The 15743-nt window shown below is 34.3% G+C and carries 16 protein-coding genes and 1 other annotated feature; all 16 genes read left to right on the top strand.

The features are described from left to right. The first annotated feature begins 572 nt into the window (after nucleotides 1–572). The 16 genes from CHB72_RS19730 to CHB72_RS19660 all read left to right on the top strand — a co-directional run bounded on the left by CHB72_RS19730 (nucleotide 573) and on the right by CHB72_RS19660 (nucleotide 15713). Entirely contained in the window at nucleotides 573–1868 is a 1296-nt protein-coding gene (locus CHB72_RS19730; RefSeq protein ID WP_089284593.1) for an NfeD family protein, read from the top strand. A gap of 11 nt (nucleotides 1869–1879) precedes the next feature. After that, the gene (floA, locus tag CHB72_RS19725; RefSeq protein WP_089284592.1) at nucleotides 1880–2881 is read left to right on the top strand and encodes a flotillin-like protein FloA; all 1002 of its coding nucleotides are present in this window, start codon (nucleotides 1880–1882) and stop codon (nucleotides 2879–2881) included. 41 nt (nucleotides 2882–2922) lie between these two features. After that, nucleotides 2923–3480: a hypothetical protein gene (locus tag CHB72_RS19720; RefSeq protein ID WP_089284591.1), complete on the top strand. Its 558-nt coding sequence runs from the start codon at nucleotides 2923–2925 to the stop codon at nucleotides 3478–3480. Nucleotides 3481–3746: 266 nt separating this feature from the next. Further along, the gene (gene yqfC, locus CHB72_RS19715; RefSeq protein ID WP_089284590.1) at nucleotides 3747–4022 is read left to right on the top strand and encodes a sporulation protein YqfC; all 276 of its coding nucleotides are present in this window, start codon (nucleotides 3747–3749) and stop codon (nucleotides 4020–4022) included. Nucleotides 4023–4034: 12 nt separating this feature from the next. Beyond that, on the top strand, nucleotides 4035–5231 hold the full coding sequence (yqfD, locus tag CHB72_RS19710) for a sporulation protein YqfD (protein ID WP_089284589.1): 1197 nt from the start codon (nucleotides 4035–4037) through the stop codon (nucleotides 5229–5231). A 27-nt stretch (nucleotides 5232–5258) separates the two neighbouring features. Then, complete coding sequence (locus CHB72_RS19705) at nucleotides 5259–6209, top strand: PhoH family protein (RefSeq protein ID WP_089284596.1); 951 nt, start codon at nucleotides 5259–5261, stop codon at nucleotides 6207–6209. Nucleotides 6210–6252: 43 nt separating this feature from the next. Continuing rightward, nucleotides 6253–8385: an HD family phosphohydrolase gene (locus CHB72_RS19700; RefSeq protein ID WP_089284588.1), complete on the top strand. Its 2133-nt coding sequence runs from the start codon at nucleotides 6253–6255 to the stop codon at nucleotides 8383–8385. Further along, on the top strand, nucleotides 8369–8824 hold the full coding sequence (gene ybeY, locus CHB72_RS19695; protein ID WP_089284587.1) for an rRNA maturation RNase YbeY: 456 nt from the start codon (nucleotides 8369–8371) through the stop codon (nucleotides 8822–8824). The genes CHB72_RS19700 and ybeY overlap by 17 nt, the downstream gene beginning before the upstream one ends. A gap of 16 nt (nucleotides 8825–8840) precedes the next feature. Further along, nucleotides 8841–9539, top strand: a complete 699-nt coding sequence (locus CHB72_RS19690) for a diacylglycerol kinase (RefSeq protein ID WP_089284586.1) — start codon at nucleotides 8841–8843, stop codon at nucleotides 9537–9539. 110 nt (nucleotides 9540–9649) lie between these two features. Further along, the gene (locus CHB72_RS19685; RefSeq protein WP_089284585.1) at nucleotides 9650–10723 is read left to right on the top strand and encodes a DUF3048 domain-containing protein; all 1074 of its coding nucleotides are present in this window, start codon (nucleotides 9650–9652) and stop codon (nucleotides 10721–10723) included. Between the two features lie 141 nt (nucleotides 10724–10864). Beyond that, entirely contained in the window at nucleotides 10865–11287 is a 423-nt protein-coding gene (locus CHB72_RS19680; protein ID WP_089284584.1) for a cytidine deaminase, read from the top strand. Beyond that, nucleotides 11277–12164 carry a GTPase Era gene (gene era, locus CHB72_RS19675; RefSeq protein ID WP_089284583.1) on the top strand — a complete coding sequence of 296 codons (888 nt, stop codon included), beginning with the start codon at nucleotides 11277–11279 and terminating at the stop codon, nucleotides 12162–12164. Before CHB72_RS19680 ends, era begins: the two co-directional genes overlap by 11 nt. A gap of 110 nt (nucleotides 12165–12274) precedes the next feature. Then, entirely contained in the window at nucleotides 12275–12433 is a 159-nt protein-coding gene (locus CHB72_RS26030; RefSeq protein WP_141131514.1) for a YqzL family protein, read from the top strand. 34 nt (nucleotides 12434–12467) lie between these two features. After that, nucleotides 12468–13226: a DNA repair protein RecO gene (gene recO / locus CHB72_RS19670; protein ID WP_089284582.1), complete on the top strand. Its 759-nt coding sequence runs from the start codon at nucleotides 12468–12470 to the stop codon at nucleotides 13224–13226. A gap of 192 nt (nucleotides 13227–13418) precedes the next feature. Then, nucleotides 13419–13922 carry a DUF4342 domain-containing protein gene (locus tag CHB72_RS19665; protein WP_089284581.1) on the top strand — a complete coding sequence of 168 codons (504 nt, stop codon included), beginning with the start codon at nucleotides 13419–13421 and terminating at the stop codon, nucleotides 13920–13922. Nucleotides 13923–13982: 60 nt separating this feature from the next. Then, nucleotides 13983–14157, top strand: a binding site (T-box leader). 158 nt (nucleotides 14158–14315) lie between these two features. Further along, nucleotides 14316–15713: a glycine--tRNA ligase gene (locus tag CHB72_RS19660; protein WP_089284580.1), complete on the top strand. Its 1398-nt coding sequence runs from the start codon at nucleotides 14316–14318 to the stop codon at nucleotides 15711–15713. The last annotated feature ends 30 nt before the right edge of the window (nucleotides 15714–15743 follow it).

The following is a 15743-nucleotide window of genomic DNA, read 5'->3' as shown; positions in this document are numbered from 1 at the left end:
GATACAAGCCAAGCAGAAGTATTTACCACTTTATTCTCATCTAGTTTGAATGATATACTTTTCATAGGTGAGATACCGCCTTTCGTAGGATTTTTTGGGGATAAAAAATACTTCTATGGGCGGGGTATTCTCACCTTTAGTTGTTTTTTGGTAATGTTGCCATGGTAACCCTTGGAAAATACTATGGTCTTGTTTGTACAAAATCTAGGTAACTACTTATATATAGTTTTTAAATGTCTAAGAAATAAATAAGTTTAAAATATTTAAAAATGAATATATATATTGATATAGGTATACGCCTTTAGACTTAAATTTTAATATACACGGTCTACGGTTTCGCCCAAAAACCCATAGGCTGCAAATGTAGCCCTTAGCATATCAAAAATTCACCTTGTATAAGCGACTAACATGAAATCATAGATTTCAGTCATCTGCTTAAGTTCTGTAGTTGGTTACCTATATAGATAAAGGAGCTATAGACATTACAATTTCATTACAGCATGACAAATTTTCGACAATCAATATGATAATTGGCTAAATAGTGTTATAATGGTATAGAAAGAGGTGATAAAATGAAGAGAAGATGGCTTATATTTTTAACCCTTGCATTGTTGTTTTCTATATTGCCGCTTCAAGCTAGTGGAAGTAACGGAGTTAGTAACGTTTATGTAATTCCAATAGAAGGGGAAATTGGACCAGCAGTATATGAATATGTAAAAAGTAGTATTATTGCTGCAGAACAGGATCCAAATGCTGTAGCTATCATATTTGAAATAGATACCTATGGGGGTAGAATTGATTCTGCTGAAAAGATAAGCACTGTCATAAGGAGAACAGGACTACCTACGATCTCCTTTGTAAATACAAAGGCTGAATCAGCAGGAGTACTTCTAACGATTTCTGCAGATACTATTGTCATGGCCCCAGGCAGTACCATAGGTTCAGCTGAACCTATTCCCAATACCGAAAAGACTTTGTCTATGTGGACTAGTCTTTTAAGAGCAGTGGCACAGGAAAAAGGTAGAGATCCTGAGCTTGTAGCTGCTACTGCTGATAGCGCTATTGAAATACCAGGTGTGATTGAAAAGGATAGGCTTTTAAATTTGACTACTGGAGAAGCTAAAGAATTAAAATTTGCCGATTATGTTGAATCAGATTATGCAGGGATTTTACAATCGACCTCGATTGAGTACAGCAATATTGTTGAAGTGCCTATAGCTGCAAGAGTGAGATTGGCTCAAATTGTGACCAGCTCCTATGTTGCTCCTATCCTTTTGAGTTTGGGCTTTATAGGGTTGTTAATAGAAATATTTACAGCAGGCTTTGGTGTTGGGGGAACCGTTAGCTTTGTTGCATTTGCCCTTTATTTCGGAGGAGCTATTTTAGCTGGAAATGCCGGATGGGCAGTATTAATGGTTTTCTTTGTAGGGTTAATATTGTTGTTAATAGAAGCCTTTGCTCCAGGCTTTGGTATTCCTGGGGTAGGTGGCCTCATATGTGTTATAATTAGTATTATTATGGCTTCAAATGGTGCTGTTAGTGCTATCATTTCACTACTAGTCTCTTTTGTATTAACAATTATAGCCTTTATACTGATACTGAAATACGCTCCTAGAAGCAAGCATTTTGACCGTATTATATTGGGGACGCAATTGAAAAAAGAAGAAGGATATAGTTCCACTGGTAAGTATAGTCAATATATTGGGCAGGAAGGAATTGTAATTACCTATCTTAGGCCAGCAGGAACCATTGATGTTGATGGAGAAATATTAGATGTTATTTCAGAAGGAGCATTTATTGAAGTAGGAAGTAGAGTGAAGGTTGCAAAGGTGGAAGGTAGAAGAATTATTGTTAAAAAAATTAATTAGGAGGGTTTTAAATGCAAGGTATTATTCCATTACTGATTTTATTTGCAATTGGGTTTATCTTATTATCTATTATATTGAGCTTTATTCCAGTAGGATTATGGGTTACTGCATACTTTTCTGGAGTACGGGTAGGTATTTTTACATTAGTAGGAATGCGTTTTAGAAGGGTTCAACCTATTCGAATTGTAAATCCAATGATCAAGGCGACAAAAGCAGGCTTAGATTTAAACATTGATAAGCTAGAGGCCCATTATCTAGCTGGTGGAGATGTTAATAGGGTAGCAGATGCATTGATAGCAGCTCAAAGAGCAGATATCAATTTAGAATTTGAAAGAGCAGCAGCTATTGATTTAGCTGGTAGAGATGTTTTGCAGGCGGTACAGGTAAGTGTTAACCCTAAGGTTATTGAAACTCCAAAAATCGCTGCAGTAGCTAAGGATGGCATTGAAGTCATGGCGAAGGCTAGGGTTACTGTTCGAGCCAATATCGAAAGACTTGTTGGTGGAGCCGGAGAAGAAACAATTATAGCAAGAGTAGGAGAAGGGATTGTAACTACAGTTGGTTCTGCCGGTACCCATAAGGACGTATTAGAAAATCCTGATTTGATTTCAAGAACAGTTCTAGGCAAGGGTTTAGACGCTGGAACAGCTTATGAGATTTTATCTATCGATATTGCAGACATTGATATCGGAAGAAATATTGGGGCTCAACTACAAACTGACCAAGCAGAAGCAGATAAACGTATTGCTCAAGCGAAGGCAGAAGAAAGAAGAGCTATGGCGGTAGCTAAGGAACAAGAAATGAAGGCGGCGGTAGAAGAAATGAGAGCCAAGGTTGTTGAAGCTGAAGCAGAAGTACCAAAAGCTATGGCTACAGCATTAACAGAAGGGAAACTTGGTGTGATGGATTATTATAATATGAGAAATGTATTGGCTGATACCAATATGAGAGAAGCTATCTCCAATGTAAATAAAGGAACTGGAGGTAAGGATCATAAGAATGACAAAAAATAAGCCTGTTACAGCAGCCCTTTAAAAAAGGAAGTGATGAAGCTGTGGAAAGTATTTTTATCTTTATTATATTTGCTATTGTAAGTACCCTTTTCAAGAAGGATAAGAATGTCAGAAAGACCTATAGAAAGCCAGGGGACTTTGAAGATAAGCAAGTAAAGGCTGGAGAAGATCAGACATTTGAAAAACCTAAAACCCTACGAGAACTTCCCAGAGGAGGCTTAGGGGATTTAATTAAAGAATTAAAGACAGATTTTGATGATGTATTTAAAGAAAAGCCTTCAGGTCAAAAGCAAAAAGAAGAATCCTATCATGTGGATTATGAATATGAAGGATATGAGGATTCAAATGCCCATCAGCAACAAGTTGATAGTAAGCAACAGGAAAGAAGATATACTTTAGGTAAAGCAGAAACTAATAAAAAAGTAGCGACTTCTAAAAAGGATTCTAAGATGAAAACTGTATATGATGATGAAATTTGTGATGAAGTTTCAAATTTCACTCTTTCCTTTGATGAAGGAACCCTTCTCCAAGGAATCATCATGTCAGAAATTTTAGGGAAACCTAAAGCATTAAGAAAAGTAGATGACCCAAATCTTTGATTTGGTGTCAGTCACTTTTACAGAGTGTGATAAAAGACGGGACTAAACCCTAGATCCTGTGTATTAGAAGCGATATGTGTCAAAAACAATCTAATAGCAAACTATGAAAGCTATGCAGTATTTCTTAATAAGAGAAATATTTGTATAGCTTTTTGACTTTTTTGAGGCCATAAATTTATTGCAAGAAGTCCCTCGATATTAAATAAAAAAAGGTCTACAGAAAAATATTCAAGCATAAAAATTGAATATACGAGGAGGTGTGCCAAATGAAAAAAAGTCAAGAAGTAAAAAAAAGTTTAGCAGAAATATTAGAATTACCAAAGGATATTATCTTGGACATACCTAAAATTACAATGTTAGGCAATCTCCAAATATATATTGAGAACCATAAAGGAATCATAGAATATACCAATAACCGCATAAGAATTAATACAAAAAGTGGCGCTTTAAGAATTATCGGGAAAAATTTACTTTTAAAAAATATTGTCCTTGAGGAGATTGTTATCGTTGGAGAAATTCAGCAGGTGGAATTCACAGATTAGGGAGTGATATAGTTGTTAATACTTAAGCTATGGAATTATTTTAGAGGCTATGTTATTATTAGGATAGAAGGATTATCCTTAGAAAAGTTTATTAATATGTGTATTGCTAGAGATATTTATTTATGGGATATTAGAAGAATAAATTATACGACTCTAGAGGCAAAGATAGGAATTAAAGGATATAAGGCTGTTAGAAGGCTTACAAGAAAAGCAGGATGTAAAATGTATATATCTGAAAAAAATGGATATCCATTTTGGTTTAGCAAAATGAAGAAAAGAAAAATGCTTATCGTGGGAGCATTTTTTTCTTTAAGTCTATTACTTGTCCTTTCTAGTTTTGTTTTTGTTATAGAAGTAAATGGCAACGAAAGTATATCTACAGAAAAAATAGTTAATACTTTGGAATCATCAGGATTTAAAATAGGGGTGAACAGATATACTGTTAATCTAAGAGAAATAGAAAACAATTTATTAATTGACATAGATGAACTAGCTTGGGTGGGTATAGAAATTAATGGCATACATGCTAAAGTAGAGGTGGTAGAAAAAATCGTTCCTCCTCCTAAAATAGAGAAAGATATACCCTGTGATGTGGTAGCAAAAAAAAATGGTGTGATAGAAAAAGTTATTGCTAGAAATGGTGATGCTCTTGTGGAGAAGGGAGATATCGTATCTGAGGGAGACCTTTTGATCACTGGTATCGTAGAGAGGGAAGGGATGGAAAGACCCCTTTACCTGCATGCCTATGGAGAAGTTTATGCGAAAACCTATTATGAGGCTAGTAAAACCGTGGATTTAGTTGAAATAGAAAAGGTAAAAACAGGTGCTAAATATACCAGAAGAATCATTAAAATAGGTGACTTAGAATTGGCCTTAAGTAAGGGTGACAATCCTTATGAAGTGTTTATTATAGAAAAAACATCAAAAAAACCTATTGAATGGAGGAATAAAGGTCTACCTGTCGAAATTATAACAGAAGAAATATACGAGGCAATAGAAATAGAAGAGAAGTTAGACATCGAAAAGACAAAAAATCTTTTACACGAAACTTTGGTAGAAGATTTACTTCAGGAAATTCCTAAAGAACTGGAAATATTAAATAGCAATACTGAATTTATTATTAACGATAACACCCTGCACAGTAGTGTTATTATTGAGGTGTTAGAAGATATAGCCCAGCAAAAGAAACTACAAATTGAGGAGGATTAGTCTTTGGAAAACCAACAACAGAAAAGAATGATAGTACAGGATATGAACTTTGTGAAAGAACTGTTTGGAAACTTCGATGAAAACATAAAATTAATAAAAAAACACCTGCAAATAGATGTAATATCTAGGGAAGGTGAAATTATATTATTAGGTTCAGAGAAAAACCTGAAGCTTGGAGAAAAGTTAGTTGATGAATTAGAAAATATGATTAAGAAGGGTGAAAGTCTAACATCACAAAATGTACGGTATATCATTGATATGCTTTTAGAGGGAAATCAAGATAGGATTAAGGATTTGATAGGAGATGCCCTTATTATGACTGCTAAGGGGAAGCCTATCAAACCTAAAACCTTAGGCCAAAAAAGCTACCTAGAGGAAATTGGCAGCAAGGATTTAACATTTGGTATAGGACCAGCAGGTACAGGAAAAACCTATTTAGCAGTAGCGATGGCGGTGAAGGCTTTTAGAAACGAAGAGGTTAGCAGAATTATTTTAACAAGACCTGCGGTAGAGGCAGGAGAAAGTCTTGGATTTTTACCAGGGGATTTAAAGGATAAGGTAGATCCATATTTGAGACCATTATACGATGCATTATTTGATATCATAGGTGCTGATAAATTTGAAAAATATATGGAAAGAGGTTTGATTGAAGTAGCTCCATTAGCGTATATGAGAGGAAGAACCTTGGATAATTCTTTTATTATATTAGATGAAGCTCAAAATACTACAAGGGAACAAATGAAAATGTTTTTAACAAGGCTAGGCTTCGGTTCAAAAGCGGTGGTAACTGGAGATATTACGCAAATAGACCTGCCAGGAGGAAAATCTTCAGGTCTTAAGAATGCAGCAGCCGTATTAAAAGATATTAAAGAAATAGGCTTTTGCTATTTAACAGAGAAGGATGTAGTAAGACATCATTTGGTACAAAAAATTATTAAGGCTTATGATATAGCTGAGCATAAAAAGGAGAAAAGATAACCCAAAGGATAGGGAACAGAAAAAAACTTAGGAGGAAAAAAACATGAGTTTTTTTAAAAAATGGATAGACAAGCTTTCAAACAATTTTATTGGAAGGCTTTTTAAACTGAAGAGGCTTCAGCATATCCTTATGGCTATTATTTTTTTCGTTAGCGTTTTTTCAGTTCTCACAATAAGTTTAAAACCAGAAAAGTTTGATATCGCATTGGGGCAAAGATCTCCAGCAGATATTTATTCACCTAAAGATATCGAAGATAGATGGGCTACTCAAAAACTAAAGGAAAAGGCATCTGAATCAGTAGAACTAATCTATAGCTTTGACTCTGCGGTGCATGTAGAGGTTAAAAAGGATATTGAGAATTTTTTTCAAACTGTTTATCAGCTGAGAAATAATGAGGAACTTGATGAACTTGATGAGATTAGTGAAGAAGAGAAAAAAAGTATTCTTGAAGAAGAGAACCCTTTAAATCTAAATAAAGATCATCTCGATACAGCTTTGACGGCTCCCTTAGATAAAATCAGTTATCTTGAAACCTATATTTATGAAATTGTTGCTCAAAGTATGAATACAGGAATTAAAGTGGAGAATCTTCAAAAAGAAAAAAGCAGTATTAAGGAGTATGTTCTTCAGCTAGAGGATTTTAATGATTCGATGAAAGAAATGGGTATAGCAGTAATCCATGCAACGATACGTCCAAATATGTTTTTTGATATCGAAGCAACAGAGCAGCTTCGTGAGGAAGCTGTAGAAAGTGTTGAAAGAATCATGATAAAGAAAGGGGACAATATCCTAAAAGAAGGAGATATCGTTACCCATGACAGGTTAGAGATTTTAAGAGGATTATCGATTTTGACAGATAACAATAAAGTAGATTTAATGCTGTATTTGGGAATAACCTCTATCGTATTAGTAATACAAATTCTAATCATTGCATATATATATTTTTTTAATAGAGAAATTTTTGATAAAACCGATAAGCTACTTATGATGTATATTATCATGCTGGGAACTTTAATTATTGCAAAGGCACTAGCAAGCATTTCTATTTATTTAATGCCAGTTGCGGTGTCAGCTATGCTGTTGGCAATTCTTTTGGAACCAAGGCTTGCATTATTGGTTAACTTGTGCCTTAGTATATTGATTAGCATTATTACTGGCAATGATATCATATTTCTTACAATGGCAGTCCTTGGAGGAGCAGTAGGGGTATTTAGTGTTAGAAATATGCAGCAAAGAACAGGTATTTTTATTTCAGGAATCGTTGTTAGTTTCGTGAATATCCTTACAATTATAGGTATTGGTTTTATTAACAGTAATGAAGTAGGAAAAGTATTAATGTATGGATTTTATGGGGTTTTAAATGGTTTAATTTGTTCCATACTAACCGTAGGAACCTTACCACTATGGGAGCATCTTTTTAGAGTTGTTACACCTTTAAAGCTGGTAGAGCTATTTAACCCTAATCAACCTCTATTAAAGAAATTACTAATAGAAGCCCCGGGAACCTATCATCATAGTATTATTGTAGGTAATCTAAGTGAATCAGCAGCAGATGCAGTGGGAGGAAATTCACTTTTAGCAAGGGTAGGTGCCTTCTATCATGATATTGGCAAAATAAAAAGACCCTATTTCTTTAAAGAGAATCAATTAACCTCTGAAAATCCTCACGAAAAATTGACGCCATCATTGAGCAGTTTAATTATTACTGGACATGTGAAGGATGGAATAGACTTGGGGAAAAAGTATAAACTGCCTGCAGAAGTGATGGATTTTATAGAACAGCATCATGGAGATACATTGGTAGCTTACTTTTATCACAAAGCAAAAACCGGTGAAAATGGAGAAAATATAGATGAACAAAGCTTTAGATATTGTGGTCCAAAACCAAAGACAAAAGAAACTGCGATTGTTATGTTAGCGGATTCTGTCGAAGCTGCTGTAAGAAGTATAAGTAGTCCATCTAAGGATAAAATTGAAAAGTTAATCCATAAGATCGTAGAGGAAAAATTAGCGGATGGGCAACTGGATGAAAGTAATTTAACTTTGAATGAGTTAGAAATAATTAAGAAAACCTTTGTTAAGGTGATGTTAGGTATTTTCCATGAACGGATTGAATATCCTGATACAGATATTAAAGAATTGAAGGGAAGGAAGGCATATGGAACTAGCAATTGATAATAGACAAAATATTGTAGACATAGAAGAAGAATTAATAAAAATACTGCAGAAGGCAGTTGAAGCATGTTTAGTTTATGAAGGTTGGGAGGAGGATTATGAAGTTAGTCTATCATTGGTAGATAATGCAGAAATACAGCAACTGAATAAAGGCTACAGAGGGAAAGACAATCCAACTGATGTTTTGTCCTTTCCAATGGTTGATGATGATACACCTACTATGGAGGAAAAAATATTAGGAGACATCGTAATATCTGTGGAAAAGGCTGTAGAACAAGCAGAAGAATATGGTCACTCATTTTATAGAGAGATAAGCTTTTTAACAGTCCACAGTATGTTTCATCTAATGGGTTATGACCATATGGAGGAAGAGGACGAAAAAATAATGAGGCATAAAGAAGAAGAAGTACTGATGAAGTTAGGAATAAATAGAGAATAAACGAGGTTATGTTTATATGAAGGTAAGAAAACTCATTGAGAGCTTTAACTTTGCTTTTGAGGGTATTATATATGCTCTTAAGACCCAAAGAAACATGAAAATTCATTTTTTTGTTTCCATTGCTGTGTTAACACTAAGTTTATTTTTTGATTTATCACGGATAGAAATCCTAATTCTATTTTTAACAATATCTGTTGTGATTATCGCAGAAATGATCAATACGGCTATTGAAGCTGCTATTGATTTAATAACAGATAAATATCATTTGTTTGCTAAAATTGCCAAAAATGTAGCTGCTGGAGCTGTTTTGATAGCAGCTATTAACTCTATCATAGTAGCTTATTTAATATTTTTTCATAGGATTAACCCCTATACCCATATTGTTTTAAATCGTGTAAGACAATCATCAATGCATATTACATTCATTGTATTAATTATTACAATTTTTGCTACCATTGGTTTAAAAGCATACTTCGGAAAAGGTACACCTGTTCAGGGGGGAATGCCTAGTGGTCATGCAGCAGTAGCTTTTTGCTTAGCCACTGCCATAACCTTTATTACAGAAAATATGTTTATATCAACCTTATCAATATTAATGGCACTATTGGTCTGTCAAAGTAGAGTAGAAGGTAAAATACACAGTTTTTTTGAAGTGGTAGTAGGAGGATTTTTAGGAATCATCATAGCAATTATTATTTTTCAGATAGCTAGATAATCGGTAGTCAGGAGGGTGTTCAGACTGCATAGCAGTCGGTGAAGAGAACCTAGGGTTCTCTAGTGAAGCAAATTTACGAAGCATAATTTGTTGTGAAGGGGAGAAAATAAATGAACTTTAAGAGAGTTGTCATAGGTTTGCTGATAATTAGTTTAATTGTTACAGTATTGGGGTGTAGTAAAAAAGAAGAAAATGATCAACAAGATTTAACTAGTGAGGTTATTGAAGAACCAGCAGAAGAGGAAGTCTCCTACGAAGGATTAGCCATTAATCCCTTAACAGGCCTATGGATCGATGAAGAAGCTGCTGCAAGAAGACCTGTAGCAATAATGATTAATAATATAAAAGCAGCTCTACCTCAAAGTGGTATTTCTGATGCGGATATTATGTACGAAACCCTAGCAGAAGGAAATATTACTAGACTGGTAGCTGTTTTTCAAGATTTTAATACAGAAAAAATTGGCCCTGTTAGAAGTACACGTCATTATTATTTAAATTTTGCATTTGACCATGATGCTATATTTGTACATCATGGTGGCAGTCCACAAGCCTTTGAAGCAATTCAGAGCTTAAAGCCTGGTAACCTCAACAGTCTATCCTATTTAGAAAGTATCATGGCGTGGAGAGACCCTGTTAGATCAAAACAAAGAGGAATGTACGAACACAGTTTATATACAAGTGCAGAAGGAATTATGAAGGCATGGGAAAAGGTGGGCTATAGTTGGGAAAGAAAAAAAGATTTGAATGATAAGTTCACTTTTGCTGAAGAAGAATGGATACCGGCAGGAGAAAATGCAGAAATCGTTACTGTTCCTTTTTCAAAGGATTATGTTTCAAGCTTTCGTTACGATGCTGAAACTCAGCTTTATAACAGATTACAGTTTGATCAACCTCACATCGATGAGAATAATAATGAACAATTAAAGGTGAAAAACGTTATTATTCAATACGCCAATATTAAGCACATACCAGGAGATACGGAAGGAAGAAGGGATATAGACCTAGTAGGTAGTGGAAAAGGGCTTTATATCTCCAACGGAAAAGCTGTACCTATTACATGGAACAAAAGTGCATATAATATAGTTACTGAATATATAGATAGCGAAGGCAAAACTTTAAAATTAAACAAAGGAAAAACTTGGGTTTGTGTATTTCCTAATAATAGAGAAATTGAATTGCAGTAGAATATACACTTATAAATTTTAATACCCAAGGTCTATATTTGCAGTCCTTAGAGTATTAAAATTAACGTATAGAGGGAAAGATGATATTGATAAAGCTAGATGGAACAAAAAAGTCAGTATCCATCATAAGGAGGAAGCGTAATGGAATATAAAGAGCTTATCAAAATAGCTAAATTAGCTCAAGAAAAGGCATATGTACCCTATTCGAATTTTCCTGTAGGGGCGGCACTGCTAACAAAGACAGGAAAAGTCTATACTGGATGCAATATTGAATGTGCCTCCTATGGAGGAACCAATTGTGCTGAAAGAACGGCAATTTTTAAGGCAGTATCTGAAGGAGAAAGGGAAATAGAAGCTATTGCTGTGGTAGGTGACCCCAATCAATATACTTTTCCCTGTGGCATATGTAGACAGGTCATTGTTGAGTATGGAAAAAAAATCAAATTGATTATTGGAAAGACAGAAGATGATTACCAAGTATTTACTATAGAAGATCTACTACCCCATTCCTTCACACCAGAGGATTTGGAAAAAGCGAAAGGAAGTTGTTGTAATGACTTATAAATCAGGTTTCGTAACCATTATTGGCAGGCCTAATGTTGGAAAGTCTACTTTAATGAATGAAGTAATTGGTCAAAAAATAGCAATCATGTCAGATAAACCTCAAACCACTAGAAATAAAATACAGAGCATTCATACAGAAGATAATTTTCAAATGATTTTCATCGATACCCCTGGTATCACTAAACCAAAGCATAAACTGGGGGATTATATGTTAAAAGCGGCAAGAGAAACCTTAGGAGAGGTTGATGTGATTTTATTTGTAGTAGATGAAAGTCTTACTATTGGGGCTGGAGATACTTATATTATTCAAGAGCTTAAGGATATAAAAACACCGGTTATTTTGGTAATAAACAAAATTGATAAAATTGATCAGGAGAAGTTTAACTATATATATGAAAAGTATGAAAAAATGAATATTTTTTCTGACATCGTAGGAATATCTGCTTTAGAAAGGGCTAATTTACAGGTTCTAGTGGATAAGATTGTAGATTTTCTTCCTGAGGGTCCACAATATTTCCCAGGTGATATGATTACAGATCAACCTGAAAGAGTCATTGTAGCAGAAATTATTAGAGAAAAAATTCTACACTATACCCACGAAGAAATTCCCCATGGTGTAGCTGTAGAAACCACCATGATGAAACAAAGGGAAAACAAAGACATTGTAGATATACATGCTACCATTTATTGTGAAAAAAAATCTCACAAAGGGATTATTATTGGGAAACAAGGAAGAAAATTAAAGGGAATTGGAAAGAGCGCTAGAGAAGATATAGAAAAGCTATTAGGATCGAAGGTATACTTAGAATTATGGGTAAAAGTAAAGGAAGATTGGAGAAACAGTCAAAACACATTAAGAACCTTGGGCTATGAATAAATATAATTACAAAATTTTCAATGTATACAAGTCTCTTTAAAACGAAAACTACTAATAAGAGTAAATTATTTTGTCTGTAGTATTATTAAAAAGTGAAAGGGGACTTTGATATGTTAAATAATAAAATGTGGAATATTTTTAAAAGAACAGGTAGTATTGAAGCGTACTTATACTGTAAAAAATATAGCGATGAACTAATGCCTAGGGAAAATCGCTCAATAAAATCGCAATTACAAGCAATAGAGACAACAAAAATCAATTCATTATAACTAACAGGAGATTAATGTATAGGAGACAAGGATCATGCTTCTAAAAACAGAAGGCTTTGTTTTAAGAAATAAGAAATATGCAGAAACTGATAGTCTTTTGACTATATTTACAAGAAAATTAGGTAAAATTAATGCTATAGCAAAAGGTGTACAACGACCTAAAAGCACTATGATGGCTGGTGTACAACCTTTTTGCTATAGTGATTTTGTGTTATATAGGGGGAAGAGTCTTTATACAGTATCTCAATGCGAGCCAAAAGAAATTTTTTATAAAATTAGGGAAGATATCAAGAAATTATCCTATGGTGCATACGTAGTAGAGTTAGTAGATGCTGTAGCAAATGAAGGGCAAACAAACAATCGTCTTTTTAATTTGCTTGGAAAAATCTTATACCTATTAACAAAATCAGAAATAGAAATAGAAATCGATACAATCATAAGAAGCTATGAATTGCACTTTTTAAACTATAGTGGATTTAAGCCAGAGTTTGATCAATGTGTAAACTGTGGAAAAAAACAATCACCTCATTGGAGGTTTAGTCCTCAGGAGGGAGGCATATTGTGCAATCACTGCCTACAACAGGATCCCTATAGTATGAGAATATCTGACATGACTCTACGATTAGCAAAATATCTACAGTCAAAGGATATTATTGAGGTGCAAAAACTAAAAGTCAATAAATCTTTAAATGATGCATTAAAAAAATTATTAAAACAGTACATAATGGTGCATATTAATAAATATGATTTTAAAAGTATGGAGCTGGCTGATAAAATGAGCCTTAATTCATAAGTAGACAACCGAAAGTTAGGTTTGTAACTTTCATGTTGGTCACTTAGTTTGTTTATCTAGAGTGAGTTTTTACTCTCACTGAATTGTAGCCGAATTTACTTCGAGGATGTATTGCTTAGACTATCGCTTTCTAAAGCGAGAGACTTAGCAATACACCGAAGGGGAAACTTTTGTAGAAAGGAGAGGAAATAAATGGATATTAACCTTGAAAAAATTGACATTATTAGAGAAAGAACTGGTGTGTCTTATAAAAAAGCAAAGGATACTTTAGAAAATGCAGGAGGAAATGTAGTGGAAGCATTGATTGCTTTAGAAGAAGAACCAGGGAGTAAATGGACAAAAAATATGAGTATCGCCGGTAATGAAATGATGGAAAAGCTTAAAAAGGTAATTGAAAAGGGAAATGTAACAAGAGTACTCCTAAAAAAGGACGACGAGGTTTTGCTAAACATCCCAGTTACCGCAGGTGCTATAGGGGTTATATTGGCACCGGTAGCCTCATTACTTGGTATTTCTGCAGCATTGGTGACAAAAACCAAGATTGAAATTGTACAAAATGATGGCAAAATTTTAGATCTCAATGAAATGGCAGAAGAAAAGGTAGATGAGTTCAAAGGTATGATGAAAAAAAATCCTATCACCGAAGACATTGATGATACTTTAAATGATTTAGATGAAGATGGTGCAGATTTTTAGCGAAATCTCTATTGACAATATCAGAATAATTTGATACATTATAGCTTAAATTAGATATAATATTTAGCAATGAGAAAGAAGAGTATTTGATAAGGATACCAAAGCGAGCTGGGGAAGGTGTAAGCCCAGTGTAAACTATCAATGAAGGGCACTTTTGAGCTAAACCTATGAAAGTGGATACCTTACTGGTATCAACTAGGGTGGAACCGCGGAAGAAAAGTCTTTCGTCCCTAAGCATTATTAGGGAGGAAGGGCTTTATTTTTTTACTCTGTAAAAGTGACTGACGCAAAATCAAAAATTTTGGTCATCTACTTGCACTCTGTGAAAGTGACTGACACAAAATCAAAGATTTTGGTCATCTACTTTTCTAAAAAATTTTAGGAGGAGATTTTATGACAAAGGAAAAGGCAATGGAAAAAGTTGTATCGTTGGCAAAATCTAGAGGGTTTATTTTTCCTGGCTCCGAAATATATGGAGGTTTAGCGAATACATGGGATTACGGTCCATTAGGAGTCGAATTGAAAAATAACGTAAAAAAAGCATGGTGGAAAAAATTTATCCAACAAAGTCCCTATAACGTTGGACTAGATTCAGCAATATTGATGAATCCTCAGGCATGGGTAGCATCTGGACACGTGGGAGGATTTAATGATCCATTGATGGATTGTAAAAAATGCAAAGCTAGATTTAGAGCAGATAAACTTGTAGAGGATTATTTAAAAGCTGAAGGAGAAAGTATTGACGACATTAGCATTGACGGTTGGAGTAACGAAAAGATGAGGAATTTCATCGAGGAAAAGAGTATCAAATGTCCTGAGTGTGGTGCCAACGATTATACAGATATTCGTCAATTCAACTTAATGTTCAAAACTTTTCAAGGGGTAACGGAGGACAGTGGTACAGAAATCTATCTTCGTCCTGAGACAGCACAGGGGATTTTTGTAAACTTTAAAAACGCCCTAAGAACCTCTAGAAAAAAAGTGCCATTTGGTATTGGACAAATAGGTAAATCCTTTAGAAATGAAATTACTCCAGGAAACTTTACCTTTAGAACAAGAGAGTTTGAACAGATGGAATTAGAATTTTTCTGCAAGCCAGGAGAAGACTTAGAATGGTTTGATTATTGGTTGAACTTCTGCAAAAACTGGTTGTTATCTTTAAATATGAAGGAAGAAAGTATAAGATTAAGAGAACATTCTGCAGAAGAGCTTTCCCATTATAGTAATGCTACTGTAGATATCGAATTTAGATTTCCCTTTGGTTGGGGTGAACTATGGGGTATAGCTGACAGAACTGATTTTGACTTAAAACAACATAGTGAACACTCAGGAGTAGATTTTACTTATCAAGATCCTGTAACAAATGAAAAATATGTGCCTTATTGTATAGAACCTTCATTAGGAGCCGATAGGGTGACGCTAGCCTTTCTCGTAGATGCTTATGAGGAGGAGGTTATTGATGAAAAAGATACAAGAGTAGTATTAAAGCTGCATCCAGCATTAGCTCCCTTTAAGGTAGCCGTATTACCATTGACTAAAAAGCTTAAAGAGGAAACATTAAAGCTTTATGAAAAGTTATCAGAAAAATATATGACAGATTACGATGAAGCGGGAAGCATCGGAAAAAGATACCGACGTCATGATGAAATAGGTACACCTTACTGTGTTACTTTTGATTATGATTCATTAGAGGATCAATGTGTAACAATTAGAGATAGAGATACAATGCAACAGGAAAGAATTTCAATGGATCAATTAGAAACATATCTAGACAAAAAATTAAGATTTTAATAGAAAGAAGAAGAATCAGTTGGAGGTTTA

Origin of the sequence: Anaerovirgula multivorans (assembly GCF_900188145.1) — a bacterium.
GTDB classification, from domain to species: Bacteria; Bacillota; Clostridia; order Peptostreptococcales; family Natronincolaceae; genus Anaerovirgula; species Anaerovirgula multivorans.
The sequence above is the reverse complement of the archived record's forward strand: the minus strand, read 5'-3'. Positions and strand labels throughout refer to the sequence as shown.